The following is a 16,316-nucleotide window of genomic DNA, read 5'->3' as shown; positions in this document are numbered from 1 at the left end:
ACGCTGCGTTCACTTAGCTCCACAGGATATGGTGATTCGATTCGCGTTCATTCCGAATGGCAGCCATAGCTAAGCTGTGGTGTGAATGACGTCAATGGAGAGGTCGCTCCTTCGAGCTTAAGCCCGGCTCGATCTCGCGCCTTCAGGTGATGTGTCCAGGTATGCGTTCCCGGCTTGGCGGAGGACTCTGAAGTTCGGCCTAATGTTCTGGTTCAGCGAAGCATTTTATGGCTCCTCATTTTTCTTCGAGGCTGCCGCGCTGTTCGCTATTCCAGGCTTCAGTGAGCTCGTCTATCCGATCCGTGATTTGAGGCTTCTTTGATAGGACTAGGCAGCGCGTATAGTTTAAATGCTATACGAAAAATGTAGTTATGTTTAATTGGTCATTGCTTGGCCGACGACATCACCTACTACCATGGGGCGGCTTTCGGTGATGTCTGACCTCGTTACTCTTGTGATGGGATCTGGTTTGCACCTGGCGGGTCGGACGCGGGCATGGGCTTGCTCATCAAGAGCCAGTCCACGTCAGATGGAGCATTGCGCTGGCCTCAAAAACGATAAGTCAGTTGCGCCAGTAGGCCGTTGGCGCTGCTTTCGTACTTGGCGCTGTAGGCTGGCTGGAGTCCGGAAGTGTTGGGCTGACTAACCGAGCTGCTATTTTCCCACAGGTAGGCGTAGGCGAGATCGACGGTGAGATCCGCGTTGGGCGAGTAGCCGGCTCCCAGGGTCAGGGCTCGGCGGTTGCCTACGGGAATGCGTACTTCCCGGTCTGAGTTGGTGGTCGGTGACGGATCGTAAGCGAAGCCTGCACGCAGCACCCACTCCTTATCAAGTTGATAGGAGGCACCCAATGCAACCGATACGGTGTCGTGCCAATTCAGCTCTTCGCCAATGGTGTTGAAGCCTAGTTGCTGACCGAGCGGTGGAACACCCTTATTGTGTGCTTCGAGCTTTGGTAGACGACTCCAGCGCGTCCAGGTGGAACCGAGGTAACCAGTCCAGCGCTCGTTGAAGCGATGAGTGAAAGAGGTATTTACTGACTCAGGGAGGGTCGCATCCATCGAGGTCTTATACTTGCCGTCAAGGCCGAATGCGCCCGGAGAGTCGCTCACTTCAGTGTGGCCTTTGAGGTGATAGTCGACCTTGGAGTGGTAAGTGATGCCCCAGGTGGTAGCGTCACTCAGATCGACCATCAGCCCAAGGTTGTAGCCGAGCGCAGTATCGTCGGCTTTGATAGTGATCTGGGTGTCCTTTCCGGCATTCAATGCACCCGTGGCCAGATCGTTCTGTAGCTTGCCGTCAATGCGATTGATGGTTGGGCCCCCGCCGATTGTGACGCGCTCGTTGATGCGATAGGCGAGTGTTGGCTGCAACGTGATCACTTGTACCTTGCTATAGCTACCGTGATAACGACCCTGAAAGCCGCTTTCATAATCGTTGATCAAACCGTGGGGAACATAAATGCCCATTCCGAAGGTGAAGTCCTGATTGATCGGCGTAGAGAAGTAACCGAAAGGCACTTTAACCAATGGTACTGAGTCGCCTTTGTTGCTGCCCGAGGCGCTGCTCTGGGCGTCACTGATATTGACCTTGGGACTGACTATTGCAAAACCACCACTGACCTCGGTGCGCTTAAGCTTGCTCAGGCCGGCAGGGTTGCCATAGACAGTGCTGGCATCCAGCGCCGTTGAGGCGCGGCCTGCATAGGCAGTGCCGGCACCGCTGGCGCTTTGCTCGTTGAGGGCCAGGCCGTTGGCGACAGCGGTGGTGCAAAGCGCACAGGCGGTCAGTGCGAAAGTGCTTTGGAGAATAATCTTGTTCACTGCTTTTACTCCGATCAGGGTGACAGCGTGGTTCATCACCAGTTTGGGGCGATCGCTTTCTCCGTCATGCACAGGTGTAACGAAGCGGATCTATAACCGTAATAAGTGCTCATCTTCATGCTTCCCAACACACTAAAAAGGGGAGCTAGATCAGCGATAGCGGCATTGGCAGATCGGCGGGCAACGCTTCCACCAGAAAGTTTTTTCTTGCCACGCAAGGGGGGCGGGTGGATGAACTGGTGATCATCAATAGGGCCAGCTTATGCGTTGGCCCGATCTTGGCCTGTCTGCGCCCAAGATGAGGAAATGGAGGAGGGGAGTGAAAGTGCTTATCGTCGTGGTCGAGCATCACCTTAGGTTTTAGATCGTGGATTATCACAGCAGTCAGACCATGCGTAATCTGACTATCATGTCGGCCTGCGGCGTAGTCAGCGCGGCAATTTATGTAAGCAAGGGCTGGGTGATGAGGCGTCGGTGGCACGAGGGGAGGCGAAATGTTGGCGAGTGTTCGTGGATGCATAAGAGTTCTCCGGTAGCGCCTGATTTATTGTTATGACAAGGGCGCTTACGGAGTTGATGGTAGAGTGCGTTATCCAGAGGAAACGTCTTCCAGTTTACATTGTGTGAGCTATTTTTCGTTTCGCCTCTGAGGGTTTGGACCTCTTACAACGGAGTGATGGTCGAAAAAACAACAACGTCTTCCGGTAGACATCATGGAGTTCTAGGATCTTCTACCATCGGTCCCGAGAGCATCCATGTAGATATGGAATTGACGGGCCTGCATCCATACATGCCAGACGGCCAGACTATCCGCTGGGCCAGTTCGGTCACGTCGAACTCGGGCATACGACGGTGGTCGGGAGCAGGCGCCCCCATGCTTTTCACCGTGCGCACTTAGGGGGCTAGGTGTGTTGCTTATTGTGACTGGGTAAACGTTTTCCAGATTACATTGCGTAAGCTAACGTTCGCTCGAGCGGTGATGTTCTCGAACGTAACGGTTAAGTCCTGGCAGGTCCTTGATAGTTATCTTGCCGTAGAGCGGTTCTATCAGGCCCAGTCCTCTCAGTTCGTTGACCACTCGGTTGACGCTTTGCCGTGTGCTTCCGACCATGAGACCTATATCTACCTGCGAGAGCAGTAAATCGACTCCTTTATCAGAAGGCTTCTGCAGATCACTAAGTTGAGCGAAGCGGGACGCGATTCTTGCCGCGACCGGCAAAGTTAGCAGCTCTTCGATCAACTGAAGTGCTACCCGTAAGCGACGGTTGATCTGGCAGGCGAGCGCCGTTTCGATTTCAGGGTGCTGCTCCCTGAGCAGTTTCAGGTCGCTCGCCGACCAGACTCTCAATCTGGTTTCTCCCCGCGTCGTCAGTGTGACGGGGGAGGGCTCATCATCAGTCACCGGAGCATCAGCAACTATATCGCCAGGTCCATAAACGTAGAGCAGTACCTCCTGGCCGTCCTCGGTGAGGATGCATTTGCGGATGGCTCCGGAAACGATCTGAAAAACCTCCGTTACTCGATCGCCGCTTTGATACAGGATCTTCGAATCGGCAACGGTTTTTGGATGAGCGCAACGTAGAATGGAGTCCCGCACTTGAGGGCTCAGTTCATCGATCCAGTTGAAGCCTTTCATTTTGTTGGCAGCTCCATCGTTGGCAATTTGTATCGAGATCTTGGTGGACGGGGAGCACCATTTCCCGATCGGATGGCCCCAGGGACACTAAGTCCACCTATGGGGCCAGGTCTGGTCGGTCGTGTTTTCTAATGTCTCGCCCTGGTCCGTTTTCGAGAGTCGTAAACTCGTCTGTTATCTCGACATGCGTTGGACTATCCATCGGGTAAGGGCTGGAGGCGCCAGGCGTGTAGCGAACGATAGGAATCCCGCTTGCATACCGACAGTCCAGTGGGTTTTGTGAATGCGTCGTTTCGCTGTTGCGCAAGTCCATACGGTCGATGCGACGTCCTGCGGAGTGAGCCGAATGCCCAGCGACTTGGCGCTGGGGATGCGGCCGAAGTCGTCAGCCATTGCGGTCTTTACGAAGCTTGGCCAGATGTCGCTCACGCGGATGCCGAACTTTCTCCATTCGAGGTCGAGTCCTTCGGTGAATCCGCGCACGGCGAACTTGCTGGCCGAGTAAGTTGCGAGTTCCGGCTGGCCGTAAATAGCGGTGGCTGAGGCCATATTGATGACGTGTGAGCGGGACGTATCTCGAAGGTACTGGAAGGCGCTGTGACAGCCGGTAATCATTCCTTGAACGTTCACGTCGAGCATCGCGCGGTGTTTGGTCAACGGGACGGTTTCAAATTGCCCTGCAGAGAGAATTCCTGCGTTGTTCAACAGCACATCGAGCCGCCGACCGCTTTGCGTCCAGAACTCCGCAAGCACTCGCGCCCATGCCGCAGGATCGCTGACGTCGAGAGTGCCGGAGACGGCGTTGCCCTCTCCCAAGGTCGCAGCGACCGCTGCGACACCCTCTGAATCAATATCGTATAGACCCACAAACCATCCGCGATGCGCAAACAACTCAGCGCAGGCACGACCGATTCCGGAGGCCGCGCCTGTGACGAGGATTGCAGGCCTCCATTCTGAAAAAGGCAACTCGTACGGATTCCTGGCGGCTCGATTGCTCTGCACCACAGTGATATGCGGTTTCATTTCTTTGGTTCCCTCAGGTGCCGGTGTCAGCGAAGGCCATCGTCGTCATCAAAAAACGCGTACAGGGGATGGCCGTATTGCGACCATACTATAACAGTGTTATGTTTCGCAAATAACAGTGTTATTGATTTTGAGTCGGCGGTTGCCCCCGAGCAGAACTGATTGCTGTTACGAGGTGGACATTACAGATGGAGCGCGGACCTGCTCTCCAGGCTTATCACCAGAGGATCCAAGAGATGACGAAGATGCATACGCCGCCTGAGTACCTCGATATGGAGTCCCGTGGCGCTGTGTTGATAGCGCGGCTGGATGGAGGTCCACACGGGCTGATGGGGTTGGACATGGCCAATGAGCTTTCGCAGCTATTGGATAAGCTAGAGTCCGATACTGCGGTAAAAGCGGTGGTGCTCACCGGAACTCACCCTGAGCGATTCATCGGTCACGCAGACGTTCGTTGGTTGCAAGAAGGTGGGAAGAGCATCCCGCAGGTCGGCCGCACTGTTGCCTCGGCGATTGCTCGAACCGCAAAGACCGTTCGCGGTGTTCCGCCTTTGGCGGCAGCTGCGTCTCTGACACCGCTAGAGGGCGGGATGCAGCTTGACAAGCTGCACGACACTTTTTTACGGATGAACCGAAGCGGCGTCATTTTCGTCGCCGCTCTGAATGGGTCTGCGCTGGGGCTTGGCAGCGAACTCGCGCTAGCCTGCGACGTCCGCCTGATGGCGGATGGGGATTTCTTCATCGGGCAACCAGAAGTGCTTCTTGGAATCCTTCCCGGCGGCGGGGGCACTCAGCGATTACCACGGCTGGTAGGTGCCCATCGAGCTCTTATGCTGATGCTCGAAGGCCGTCCGGTGTCGCCACAGAAAGCGCTCGAAATAGGTTATATCGACGAAGTGGTTGCTCCGGATGCATTGCTTGATCGAGCCATTGAGCTGGCCCGGTATCTGGGCTCCAGACCTAGGGGCGCCATTGAGGCTATTAAGCGGGCTGTGTACTTGGGCGGATCAGCCACCCTCGATGAGGGGTTGCACATGGAGCGCACCGAATTCATCAAGATCTCGCCTTCTGAGACTGCGCAATTGCTAATGGTCGAATACCTTGAGCGCACCGATCGCGACGGTGGCGTGCCGTTCTACAACCCGGCCATTTTCGAGCAAACCCTTGAGCAAGGTTCTTTGCCCCTGCAAAACGGAGGAGGCAAGAAATGAATCAAGCGTCGCGACTTCCCTATCAAGTCACTCGCCAGGACATCCGCTTTGACTCGGGCGAAACCTACTGTTCGGCTTGGCTCTACCTGCCGGTCGGGGTAGAGAAACCTCCGATTGTCGTACTCGGTCACGGACTCGGTGCGGTTCGCGAGATGCGTCTCGACGCCTTTTCGGAGCGGTTCGCCGCTGCGGGAATTGCTACATTGGCCTTCACCTACCGTTACTTTGGAGACAGCGGTGGTTGGCCCAGGCAACTGATGTCTGTGAAGCGGCAACTTGCTGATTGGGATGCGGCGCTGGACTTCGTCAAAGGCTGCTCGGATGTCGATGGAAGCCGGGTTGCCGTATGGGGAAGCTCGTTTGGGGGAGGGCATGCCATCACGGTGGCCAGTCGACATCCCGAGTTACTGGCAGCTATTAGCCAGTGCCCCTTTACCGACGGTCTGGCTGCGGCAGCCGCACTGGGTGTGAAGGGATCGCTGCAGGTTACCCCGGTCCTCCTGCGTGACTTTGCAGCCAAGCTGCTGGGTCGCCCGCCAGTGATGGTGCCCATCGCTGCCGCTCCCGGTAAGCCCGCCTTAATGAATGCCCATGACGCCCTGCCGGGTTACCTGGCCCTGATGCCAGAAGGGATGGTGTTCATCAATCACGTCGCAGCGCGGGTGCTCCCGGAGATCATTACGTATCGACCCGGACGCTCCGCCGCGAAGGTGAAGTTCCCAATTCTATTTTGTGTCAGCACTACTGACACTGTGACGCCGGCAGATCAGACGATCGCCTTGGTGCGCAGAGCGCCGCATGGAGAAACGAGGCTTTATAGCGCTGGGCATTTCGAGTTCTACATGGGCGATGCGTTCGAAGAGCTGGTGGCGGATCAGACCCAATTCCTGACGAAACATCTACTTGGATCTTCAGCCAATTGATTCGAGCGTTTCCGTCACTTTTAAGAGAGAACAACAATAATGTGCTTTTCCAAGCTTTCAGATTTACGCACGGCGTCGGAGCCCGATGCTCTGTGTGTCGCTGACGACAACAGCAACCTGACTAACCGGCAGTTTCACTCCAGAATCCTCGCCGCGGCGGGAGTCTTCGCGAATATGGGTGTCGGTGTCGGAGATGTCGTCGCCATCATGTTGCCCAACCAGGTCGAATTTGTGGTGGCGATGTTCGCCGCCTGGCGTCTGGGGGCGGCGATCACGCCTATTAATCCTGCACTTACCAGTAAGGAAGCAACCCATCAACTGGTTGATTCAAAGGCGAAGCTGCTCATCAATACCAGTGGCGAAGCGGTGGTCACAAGCGTGTTGTCCCTGCCTGTATCGACTCTGGAAAGTGGGGCGGTCTACACCGGCGTACCTTTCGAAGAGCCTACCGCACTGGCACTCCTGATCTATACAAGTGGCACCACCGGCTTGCCGAAGGGCGTGATGCTCGATCACGCCAATATTGAAGCCATGTCGGAAATGGGCCGGCATTCGCTAAAGGTCACGGCAACGGACCATTGTTTATTGATACTGCCTCTATTTCACGTAAACGGCATTTTGGTAAGTACTCTTATTCCGCTATTAAGCGGTGGCCGGGTGACGATCAGGAAGCGTTTTAACATCGAAACATTTTTTGAGGATGTCGAGTGGCTTCGGCCCACGTACTTCTCCGCAGTGCCAACCATCTACGCAATGCTTAACGCATTACCCCGTGAGATCAAACCCTATACCTCCAGTCTTCGGTATGGCATCTGCGGCGCGGCACCTGCATCGGCGGAACTACTTAAAAAATTTGAAGCTCGTTTCGGTTTTCCGCTGCTTGAGGGGTATGGGCTGTCCGAAGGTACCTGCGCTTCGACCATCAACCCCTTCGACGGCGTGCGCAAGGTCGGTACTGTCGGACTGCCCTTCATCGGGCAACACATTGCAATCGCCGATCCGAGCGGTATGCATCTGCCGCAGGGCGCCATTGGCGAGGTGCTGGTGCAAGGCCCGAACGTCATGCGCGGATACCTTGGGAAACCCGAGGAAACAGCGAAGACCATCGTTGATGGCTGGCTACACACTGGCGACATTGGTCGGATCGACGAGGACGGTTATCTGGCTATCGTCGGGCGCCTTAAAGAGATGATCATTCGCGGTGGCGAGAACATCTATCCGAAGGAGATCGAAGATGCGTTGTTCGAATTTCCAGGCGTTCTCGAAGTAGCAGTGATCGGTGTCCCCCACGAGACCTTCGGTGAAATTGTTGTTGCCTACGTCGCGTTTCGTTCGCAATTCACAGGTACCCAGTCGGCTTTGAATGAGCACTGTACCGACCGGCTGACGCGTTACAAAAGACCTTCCACGATCAACATTATTGACAGCCTGCCAAAGAACGCCGTGGGCAAGGTGGACAAGCTGAAGTTACGGAAGATGTGGACCGAGTGCGGGCCAATTGACAAGTAACTACCTCGTGGACATTAGGCGGCAAGTAATTGGCACGTAGAAGGGGACACACTATGAAAAGCGCAGACTTCGACTGGCTGGTAATCGGATCGGGATTTGGCGGCAGCGTCTCGGCGCTGCGCCTCGTGGAGAAAGGCTATCGCGTGGCGGTGCTCGAGCGCGGCCGACGTTATCGTGACGAAGACCTTCCCAAGTCGGCTTGGCAGTTCAACAAGTACCTGTGGGCACCCGCACTGGGTTTGAAGGGGATTATGCGCATGTCGCTGTTTCGCCATGTCTTCTTCCCCAGTCAGTCGGGTGTCGGCGGCGGCAGTACCGTGTATGGCGGTGTGTTGTATCGCGCCAAGCCAGAGTTCTTCCAAAACGTGCAGTGGCGTGAACTCGGTCGCTGGGACAAGCTGTTGCAGCCTCACTATGAAACGGCCGAGCGCATGCTTGGGGTAAAGACGGTGCCTTTTGACTCGACGAACCAGCAACTCGCCCGGGAGATGGCACGACACTTCGGAACCGAAGACACATTCGCTCGCGCACCCACCGGGGTTTTTTTTGGCGAGCCGGGCAAGACTGTCAAGGACCCCTATTTTGGTGGGGAAGGACCTGACCGCACGGGATGTATACGCTGCGGCGCCTGTATGGTCGGATGCCGCGTCGGAGCTGTGAACTCGCTGGTGAAAAACTACCTGTGGTTCGCAGAGAAACGCGGTGTGCAGATATTGGCAGAGCACGAGGTCGTTGATGTGATCCCGCTTGGGGCAGCCGATGGCAGTGAAGGCTACCGCGTGACCACTCAGCGTCCCGGCGCCTGGTTCTTCCGTGACCGTGAGACGTATACCGCACGAGGAATTATCTTCGCCGGCGGGGCTCTCGGTACCAACGAATTATTGGCCAACTGCAAACACGGCGGCTCGCTGCCCCGGGTCAGCGATCGTCTTGGTGAATTGGTGCGCACCAACAGCGAATCGGTTCTGAACGTGCGCCTGCCCGAGGACCGTAAAACCTGGTACGACGTCACTGCCAGCAGCAGTGTGCACGTCGATCAGGATACTCACATCGAGTTTCTCACCTACGGTCGCAACGCCGACTTCCTTAGCCTGCTCTGCACTCTGCTGGTCGGCAAGGGTGGTCGCGTGAAGCGGCCGCTGAAGTGGCTGGGGACTATCGTGTTGCACCCGGTACGATGGCTGAAGTCACTGTGGCCATGGGGCTGGAGCCGACACATGGTGATGCTGCTCGTCATGCAGGCATTGGACAATGCGATCGCACTCCGCCCCAGCAAGCGTTGGCTGGGCCGCGGCTACCGCCTCGTCACAGAACAGAATCGCGACAAGCCAAATCCGACGTACATTGAAATGGGTAATCAGGCCGCTCAATGGCTGGCCAGGCATACCGGCGGCATTGCTCAGAGCAACGTAATGGAAGCACTGGGTAATATTCCAACAACAGCCCATGTACTGGGCGGCGCCGTCATCGGTGCCGATGCTAAAAGCGGCGTGATTGATCGGAACCTGCACGTTTTTGGTTATCAAAACATGTTGGTTTGTGACGGCGCTGCGATGCCTGCAAATCCCGGGGTCAATCCTGCGCTGACCATCACGGCACTTGCCGAGTACGCAATGGCGCAGATACCGGACGCCCGTCAGGGCAATATCAACGGTAATCATGGAGGAGGTGAAGCGGTGGCTACGAGGCAGTCCAATGTCGCGCCGAGCCATCCAGATGATCCGCGTGCGGCCTCGATACAGATCCCGCTCCTGCTCCGCAAGTGAGCATCCATCATGACCGGTCACTTTTCTAATGAACGAACCGGTTGACCCTCATCTGAATATGCCGACCGGCATGAGTACATGAACTGAAGTACCGTTCGCACCGCGCTACTGCAGGGTTGCGCGGTTTTCAAACGCCTGGCGTGCTTGCGCACCTCTCAAATACGCCAGCGGTGGAAGCCTCCACTCTTTGGCGCTTCGCTCCAAAGCCGACAACAATGTTGTTGCACGTCGCTACCAGGATCTCTGAGGCAGGATTGGCTGTGCTCGCAAAGTGACCGGCGAGCTCGAGCATGATGAATCCATGCGCAGCACTCCATAGCTGCGGTGCGATGAAAGCAGGATCGATTTTGCGGACGCATTTCGCATCAACCAAGCGAGCGCACGCATCGACCAGAATCGCGTATGTCGCCTTGAACGCTTCGGATTGTCCATCTGCAATGGGTGTTATGGTCCCTCGTGAGGGGCTATACCTCCCGTCAATCGAAAGGCCAAACATCAAGTCGTACAGATGAGGATTGCTTCGTGCCAGGTCTCGGCACGCCAGGACCATTGCACATAAGTCTGCTATCGGATCATCCGTAACCGGCACGCCCTTGAAGGCTGCTGCCAGCCGCTTGAATCCCTCGTCAGCGACCGCCTGTAGAAGCTCAGGCACGCCACCGAAGTGAGTATAAACGCCCATCGTCGAGAGGCCGGCTTCACTCGATACCGAGCGCGCTTTGACTTCGGACGGGCCGCTAGTCGCAAGCACGCGGATGGTCGCCTCGACAAGGCGAGAGGGGGCATTAGGTAGTGAGTTTTCAGAGGTCATATTGCAATAGTGCCATAACGGAGTTATGTTTATCAAATAACAGTGTTATTTTCTCAGGCGCCTGGAGAGCTAGCGGGATTGATAGGGAATCGACTCCAAGGGATTCAGGCGTGGATCTCGAAAACGGTAAAGCGCGGAGGGTGGCACGCTTGGTCCATCCACAACGGAAAACAATACTTTAGGATCTTCCAATGCAAGCTAACTTCAAAAATCTCGCCACCCTTTCAGCATTCCTGTTCTTCGCTCTGGCCTTCACCTGGACGTTTGCACCCGGTTTTTTGCTGGCAAGCTGGGGCGTGGATTTCACTGAGTCCGTCGGGGTAGTCGGACGTCGGGGGGCTGCGTTGTATGCGGGGATAGGAGTTATGTTTTTTTCAGCAAGAAATACGGGGCCATCCTCGGCCCGCTCATCGTTGGTCACCGGGTTGGTCGTGACCTGCTTGATACTCGCCGTCCTTGGCATATTCGAACTTGCCATGGGTAATGTTGGCTTTGGGATCCTGTCCGCCGTTCTCATCGAAGTCGCGCTCATCTTTGCGTTCCTTTACGTTTCACGTGCCTCAAAAAGCGATTTTTAGAACCGATAGCGCAATCCGCTAGCCATCAGCCATAAGGCCAATTTCACAACCCGAAAAATGGCATCAAGCCGTTACTTAAGAGACTCTCAATCATGAGGAATCAGGCAATGCGTATTCTGAGCAAAACAGGTGTATTCGGGCTTACCCTGGCAACCGCAGTCATGTCATCTGCACTTTGGGCAGACGATAATTCGCCCGTTGGTCTGTGGCAAAACATAGACGACGTCAGTGGGAAGCCGAGGGCGTTGATTCGAATCACCGAATCCGACGGCGTTCTGAAAGGCGTTATTGAAAAAGCGTTTCCAACCCCTGGCGAATCTCAGAATCCTAAGTGCGTGAAATGTGAAGGCGTGAACAAAAACGCGCCGATTGTTGGCCTAACCATTCTGACCGGTTTGCGAAAGGACGGCGAAGAATACACCGATGGCCAAATACTCGATCCGGACAACGGAAAGGTCTATAGCAGTAAAGTCCAGCTGACCGACAACGGTAAAAAGCTCAGCGTGCGCGGCTACATTGGTGTGCCGGTGCTGGGGCGCTCACAGACTTGGGTACGGCAGGAATAAGGACGCACGATGAAAGCTTTCATTATCGATCGCTACGGAAAAAAAGTTGCGTTACGGGCAACTGAAATGCCGGAACCAGAATTGGGCAAAGATGACGTTTTAGTCCAGATCCATGCGGCGGGTGTGAACCCTCTGGATCTAAAGATCAGGGACGGCGAGTTCAAGATGATTTTGCCTTACCGCATGCCGCTCATCCTGGGTAATGATTTAGCCGGGGTCGTCGTAAGGGTTGGCTCACGAGTGCAGCAGTTCAAGCCCGGCGATGAAGTCTATGCACGGCCAGATGATGATCGAATCGGTGCATTCGCAGAATTCATTGCGATCAATCAAGGCTCGTTGGCGATCAAGCCGAAAGGTCTCACCATGGAGGAGGCAGCGTCGATCCCTCTGGTTGGCTTGACGGCATGGCAGGCGTTGGTCGAAAAAGCGAACCTGAAAAAAGGCCAAAAGGTGCTTATCCATGCGGGCTCCGGTGGTGTGGGAACACTGGCCATTCAGCTGGCGAAGCATCTAGGGGCGATCGTAGCGACGACAACGAGCACGGCGAATGTCAAATGGGTGAAGCGCCTTGGTGCGGATGTCGTAATCGATTACCGCAAAGACGATTTCGAAAAAGTCCTGCACGATTACGATGTGGTCTTGAACAGCTTGGGCACAGAGACACTGGAGAAATCGCTAGGTGTGCTTAAGCCAGGTGGAAAGCTGATCTCAATCTCAGGGCCGCCGGATGCTGACTTCGCGCAAAGCGCTGGATTGTCCTGGTTCCTGAAATTTGTCATGCGCCTATTGAGCTTCGGAATCAGGAAAAAAGCCAAACGTCGGGGCGTCAGTTATTCATTCCTTTACATGAAAGCAAGCGGTGAGCAATTGCGTGAGATCACCGCACTGATCGATTCTGGAGTCATACGCCCAGTTGTGGATCGGATCTTTCCATTCGAATCGACCCCGGATGCTTTGGCCTATGTTGAAACAGGTCGGGCGAAAGGCAAGGTCATCGTTAAGGTTAAATAACGTCGAAGATTGATATAACTCGACCGTCGACTATAAGGAGCGGAACTCGCGCGGGTCATTGAAGGGCGGCATCTTATTCGGGGGGGATGCTTGATAAAGGGTCGCTGCTTCGAAGGGAGGCGATTCGAGGAAGCGGGCTGTGAGCATTCTTTGTGAGGAGGAAGGCTAATGTTTGAAGGCTTCACGCGTCATCAGATCAAAGTAGGCGAAGTTGAAATCGCCTGTGTCGTTGCAGGTGAAGGCGAACCTCTGCTGATGCTTCACGGCTTTCCGCAGACCATGGCAGTTTGGGCGCAGATCGCACCAGCGTTGGTCGCGCAGGGCCGTCGGGTCGTTTGCGCTGATTTGCGCGGATATGGCGCGTCGAGTAAACCACCGGCCCAGCTAAACTTGGTGAACTATGGGTTCCGGGCGATGGCTTTGGATCAGTTGGCACTTATGCGTGCACTCGGGCATGAAAGGTTCCATCTCGTAGGCCACGACCGTGGCGCTCGGACTGCGCATCGCTTGGCGCTCGACCACCCTGACTCGGTAGCCAGCGTAACGCTGATGGACATTGTGCCAACGACAGTGCTGCTGACGGAGTTGCGCAAGGACGTCGCGCAAAGCTACTGGCACTGGTTTTTTTTGGCCCAGCCGGGGCCATTTCCAGAGCGGATGATCGAGGCGGATCCTGATTTCTTCTTCGAGAGCTGTCTTTTCGGGTGGGGCGCAGCCGGGCCTGAGGACTTCAATGCAGAGCAACTGTCGGCGTACCGGCAATCATGGCGAGATCCAATGACGATCGCCGGGTACTGCAACGACTACCGCGCTACCCTGGCGGTCGATTTCGAGGACGACTTGATTGATCAAGGAGTACGTATTGCGGCCCCCACGCAGATTCTCTACGGAGCGTCAGGAGCGATGGCCCGGCACTACGACATTCCCGCTACCTGGTATGAACGTTGTACGACCATGGAAGCTGCCGCAATTCCAGGTGGTCATTTCTTTCCCGACTCCACGCCGACCGAAGTCGTAAGGTATTTGGATAATTTCATCACGCGACATCCACTTCACGTGTTGCCATAGGCCTCGAGTCGAAACGCGATACAACCCCTTCGCGTGGACAAATAGCAGCTCTGTGCCGACGAAGAATTAATGGGGTATTTCTTGCTCTCTCAATGCTCTTATGATTACTATCGTAATCATAAAGATGGGCAGTCGGTAGCTCGAAAAGCGCGATTCGAACACATTCTCGAGTCGCTTGCCTTAGCTAAAAAATGCAGCGGCTCGTGGTTACCCACATTGATGAAATCATTAAGAGTGTCGGTTGACCAACGGCGGCTTTTGCCCCCCATTGCATCACTCGACACGATGCGGACGACGAGCGAGTTGTAAGAGGCCGGCCATGTAAAGCTGCAGTTCGATTTCAGCACTTCTGCGCGCGACGTTGTCCCTGATCGAGCATTGATGTTCCTTAGGAAATGGGCAGGCCGCTCGTATCAGCGTTAGTCAGTATTTTGATCCAGCATCAATAGCGCCCCCATACTTGAACAGGAGAACATCATGACCTTCAAAGCACTGCTCGCTACCAAGACGGGCGACGCGATCTCGACCAACCTGGTCAATCTACACGACCAGGACCTTATGCCGGGTGACGTCACCGTAGTGGTCGAATATTCAAACGTGAACTACAAGGATGCACTGGCTATCAGTGGTCGGTCTCCGGTAATCCGTCAGTTTCCCTTGATTCCGGGTATTGATTTCGCGGGCATCGTCGAGACCTCCACCTATCCTGGCATCGTAGCCGGTGACCGTGTATTGGCCAATGGCTGGGGACTAAGCCAGACCTGGCATGGTGGTTTCGCGCAAAAGGCTCGTGTCAGCGGTGACTGGCTGGTCAAGGTCCCGGAAGTATTTTCGACTAAAGAGACAATGGCTATTGGTACTGCCGGTTACACCGCAATGCTGGCTGTGCTAGCGCTCGAGCATGGTGGTCTGACGCCGGAGAGTGGTGACATCCTGGTGACCGGTGCCAATGGCGGCGCTGGCTCCGTGGCGATCGCGCTACTTTCGAGCCTGGGCTACCGTGTGATTGCATCGACCGGGCGCCTCGAAGAGGCCGATTATTTGCGCGCTCTGGGCGCTGCCGAGATCATTGACCGTCGCACGCTTTCTGAACCGGGGGCGCCCATCGCCAAGGAGCGCTGGGCAGGCGTCGTGGATTCAGTAGGCAGCCATACACTGGCTAACGCACTGGCACAGACTCAGTATCGTGGCGTTGTCACGGCCTTCGGCCTCGCCCAGGGCACTGATTTGCCGGCCTCCGTGTTGCCCTTCATCCTGCGCAACGTGACGCTGGCAGGCATCGACTCGGTCAATGCGCCGCAGCAGGTGCGCTTGCAGGCGTGGTCGCGTCTGGCCGCAGATCTGGATCTCGGCAAGCTGGCACGGACGACGCAGGTGATCGGCCTGGCGGAAGTCCCCGCAATAGCCGATCGGGTCCTTGAAGGCAAGGTTCGGGGGCGCACAGTCGTCGACGTAAACGCATGACAGTGTGTCGCAGCGATGCAGCCACTATTGAGTTTTCGAGTATTCGTTAAAGATGGAAAGTCCAGTATGAAAGCGCTCACCTTCAAACGTTACGGCAAGTACCCGAGATTGGGTTCGCGGACGTGCCTCTCCCGGTGTTAAAGCCTGACGAATTGCTGGTTCAGGTTCACGCGGTGGGCCTTAATCCAATTGATAACATGATTCCGACAGGGATCTTCAAACCAGTTCTGCGGTTAGAGCTGCCGGCCGTGCTGGGCAGTGATCTGGCGGGAGTAGTGACTGAAGTGGGCAGCCGGGTGACTCGCTTCAAACCCGGTGATGCCGTCTTCGCCAGCATTTTCGAACTTGGTACCGGCTCAATCGCTAAGTTCGCGGTGGTTCCAGAGCGCGCTGCAGCGCTTAAACCGGCCAATCTGGACTTTGTGCAAGCGTCGTCTATCCCGATGGTTGGGCTCACTTCATGGCAGGCATTGAAAGAGCGCGCCAATCTTCGCGCCGGCCAGAAGGTTTTCATCCCCGCGGGGGCCGGCGGTATTGGCTCGTTCGCGATCCAGTTGGCGAATCACCTTGGTGCCAAGGTGGGTACGACCACCAGCACGGGCAACGTGGAACTGCTACGCAGCCTTGGTGCAGATGAGGTGGTCGATTACAAGAAGGAGGAATTCGAGAGTGTCTTGCGTGATTATGACGTAGTGCTCGGTACTCTCAGAGGTGACGCAATTGAGAAATCGATCAGCATTCTTAAGCCGGGAGCAGTAATTGTTTCCCTCATTGGTCCGCTGGATGCAGCATTCGCTCGCGCCAGGCGCCTGAACTTCTTCCTTACGTTCGTATTTGGTTTGATAAGCCGCAAGATATTGCGACTTGCGAAAAAACGAAAGGTCACCTATTCATTTTTGTTCGTGCGTCCCGATGGCGATCAACTAG

General features: G+C 55.6%; 13 protein-coding genes and 2 pseudogenes. 10 read left to right on the top strand and 5 right to left on the bottom strand.

Annotation, left to right across the window (positions count from 1 at the left end; genetic code table 11):
• Window positions 1-235: 235 nt before the first annotated feature.
• The 4 genes and pseudogenes from ACYZT3_RS21350 to ACYZT3_RS21335 all read right to left on the bottom strand — a co-directional run.
• Window positions 236-340, bottom strand: a pseudogene (locus ACYZT3_RS21350) (AbrB/MazE/SpoVT family DNA-binding domain-containing protein); the annotation flags it as partial.
• A gap of 208 nt (window positions 341-548) precedes the next feature.
• Window positions 549-1,823: an outer membrane protein transport protein gene (locus ACYZT3_RS21345; RefSeq protein ID WP_462030682.1), complete on the bottom strand. Its 1,275-nt coding sequence runs from the start codon at window positions 1,821-1,823 to the stop codon at window positions 549-551.
• Window positions 1,824-2,781: 958 nt separating this feature from the next.
• Complete coding sequence (locus tag ACYZT3_RS21340; RefSeq protein ID WP_462030681.1) at window positions 2,782-3,459, bottom strand: Crp/Fnr family transcriptional regulator; 678 nt, start codon at window positions 3,457-3,459, stop codon at window positions 2,782-2,784.
• Window positions 3,460-3,633: 174 nt separating this feature from the next.
• On the bottom strand, window positions 3,634-4,482 hold the full coding sequence (locus ACYZT3_RS21335) for an SDR family oxidoreductase (RefSeq protein WP_462030680.1): 849 nt from the start codon (window positions 4,480-4,482) through the stop codon (window positions 3,634-3,636).
• Between the two features lie 236 nt (window positions 4,483-4,718).
• On the opposite strand from ACYZT3_RS21335, the gene ACYZT3_RS21330 reads away from it, so the two are divergent.
• The 4 genes from ACYZT3_RS21330 to ACYZT3_RS21315 are packed head-to-tail and all read left to right on the top strand — an operon-like array spanning window position 4,719 to window position 9,891.
• Window positions 4,719-5,693, top strand: a complete 975-nt coding sequence (locus tag ACYZT3_RS21330; protein ID WP_462030679.1) for an enoyl-CoA hydratase/isomerase family protein — start codon at window positions 4,719-4,721, stop codon at window positions 5,691-5,693.
• Window positions 5,690-6,616, top strand: coding sequence for an alpha/beta hydrolase (locus tag ACYZT3_RS21325; RefSeq protein ID WP_462030678.1), 927 nt, complete (start codon window positions 5,690-5,692; stop codon window positions 6,614-6,616). The genes ACYZT3_RS21330 and ACYZT3_RS21325 overlap by 4 nt, the downstream gene beginning before the upstream one ends.
• 39 nt (window positions 6,617-6,655) lie before the next feature.
• The gene (locus ACYZT3_RS21320; protein ID WP_462030677.1) at window positions 6,656-8,125 is read left to right on the top strand and encodes a class I adenylate-forming enzyme family protein; all 1,470 of its coding nucleotides are present in this window, start codon (window positions 6,656-6,658) and stop codon (window positions 8,123-8,125) included.
• Window positions 8,126-8,178: 53 nt separating this feature from the next.
• Window positions 8,179-9,891, top strand: coding sequence for a GMC oxidoreductase (locus ACYZT3_RS21315; protein ID WP_462030676.1), 1,713 nt, complete (start codon window positions 8,179-8,181; stop codon window positions 9,889-9,891).
• Window positions 9,892-10,018: 127 nt separating this feature from the next.
• On the opposite strand, the gene ACYZT3_RS21310 is transcribed toward ACYZT3_RS21315, so the two are convergent.
• Window positions 10,019-10,702, bottom strand: a complete 684-nt coding sequence (locus ACYZT3_RS21310) for a TetR/AcrR family transcriptional regulator (protein WP_462030675.1) — start codon at window positions 10,700-10,702, stop codon at window positions 10,019-10,021.
• Between the two features lie 191 nt (window positions 10,703-10,893).
• On the opposite strand from ACYZT3_RS21310, the gene ACYZT3_RS21305 reads away from it, so the two are divergent.
• From ACYZT3_RS21305 to ACYZT3_RS21280, 6 genes and pseudogenes are all read left to right on the top strand, one after another.
• On the top strand, window positions 10,894-11,280 hold the full coding sequence (locus tag ACYZT3_RS21305; RefSeq protein WP_462030674.1) for a hypothetical protein: 387 nt from the start codon (window positions 10,894-10,896) through the stop codon (window positions 11,278-11,280).
• 107 nt (window positions 11,281-11,387) lie between these two features.
• Window positions 11,388-11,846, top strand: a complete 459-nt coding sequence (locus ACYZT3_RS21300) for a DUF2147 domain-containing protein (protein ID WP_462030673.1) — start codon at window positions 11,388-11,390, stop codon at window positions 11,844-11,846.
• Window positions 11,847-11,855: 9 nt separating this feature from the next.
• The gene (locus tag ACYZT3_RS21295) at window positions 11,856-12,857 is read left to right on the top strand and encodes an NADP-dependent oxidoreductase (protein WP_462030672.1); all 1,002 of its coding nucleotides are present in this window, start codon (window positions 11,856-11,858) and stop codon (window positions 12,855-12,857) included.
• A gap of 168 nt (window positions 12,858-13,025) precedes the next feature.
• Window positions 13,026-13,925 (top strand): alpha/beta fold hydrolase, encoded by a 900-nt coding sequence (locus ACYZT3_RS21290; RefSeq protein WP_462030671.1) that lies wholly within the window; start codon window positions 13,026-13,028, stop codon window positions 13,923-13,925.
• 477 nt (window positions 13,926-14,402) lie between these two features.
• Entirely contained in the window at window positions 14,403-15,389 is a 987-nt protein-coding gene (gene acuI, locus ACYZT3_RS21285; protein WP_462030670.1) for an acrylyl-CoA reductase (NADPH), read from the top strand.
• 66 nt (window positions 15,390-15,455) lie between these two features.
• Window positions 15,456-16,315: pseudogene (locus ACYZT3_RS21280) on the top strand (NADP-dependent oxidoreductase); the annotation flags it as partial.
• Between the last annotated feature and the right edge of the window lies 1 nt (window position 16,316).

The sequence above is a fragment of the Pseudomonas sp. MDT1-16 genome (assembly GCF_054898115.1).
Note: the sequence above shows the minus strand (reverse complement) of the source record. Positions and strands in the feature narration are given on the sequence as shown.

Excerpts from the sequence above, each read along its gene's own strand:
- ACYZT3_RS21340 (WP_462030681.1), bottom strand. The coding sequence starts at position 3,459 with ATGAAAGGCTTCAACTGGATCGATGAACTGAGCCCTCAAGTGCGGGAC.
- ACYZT3_RS21335 (WP_462030680.1), bottom strand. The coding sequence starts at position 4,482 with ATGAAACCGCATATCACTGTGGTGCAGAGCAATCGAGCCGCCAGGAAT.
- ACYZT3_RS21330 (WP_462030679.1), top strand. The coding sequence starts at position 4,719 with ATGACGAAGATGCATACGCCGCCTGAGTACCTCGATATGGAGTCCCGT.
- ACYZT3_RS21325 (WP_462030678.1), top strand. The coding sequence starts at position 5,690 with ATGAATCAAGCGTCGCGACTTCCCTATCAAGTCACTCGCCAGGACATC.
- ACYZT3_RS21320 (WP_462030677.1), top strand. The coding sequence starts at position 6,656 with ATGTGCTTTTCCAAGCTTTCAGATTTACGCACGGCGTCGGAGCCCGAT.
- ACYZT3_RS21315 (WP_462030676.1), top strand. The coding sequence starts at position 8,179 with ATGAAAAGCGCAGACTTCGACTGGCTGGTAATCGGATCGGGATTTGGC.
- ACYZT3_RS21310 (WP_462030675.1), bottom strand. The coding sequence starts at position 10,702 with ATGACCTCTGAAAACTCACTACCTAATGCCCCCTCTCGCCTTGTCGAG.
- ACYZT3_RS21305 (WP_462030674.1), top strand. The coding sequence starts at position 10,894 with ATGCAAGCTAACTTCAAAAATCTCGCCACCCTTTCAGCATTCCTGTTC.
- ACYZT3_RS21300 (WP_462030673.1), top strand. The coding sequence starts at position 11,388 with ATGCGTATTCTGAGCAAAACAGGTGTATTCGGGCTTACCCTGGCAACC.
- ACYZT3_RS21295 (WP_462030672.1), top strand. The coding sequence starts at position 11,856 with ATGAAAGCTTTCATTATCGATCGCTACGGAAAAAAAGTTGCGTTACGG.
- ACYZT3_RS21290 (WP_462030671.1), top strand. The coding sequence starts at position 13,026 with ATGTTTGAAGGCTTCACGCGTCATCAGATCAAAGTAGGCGAAGTTGAA.
- acuI (WP_462030670.1), top strand. The coding sequence starts at position 14,403 with ATGACCTTCAAAGCACTGCTCGCTACCAAGACGGGCGACGCGATCTCG.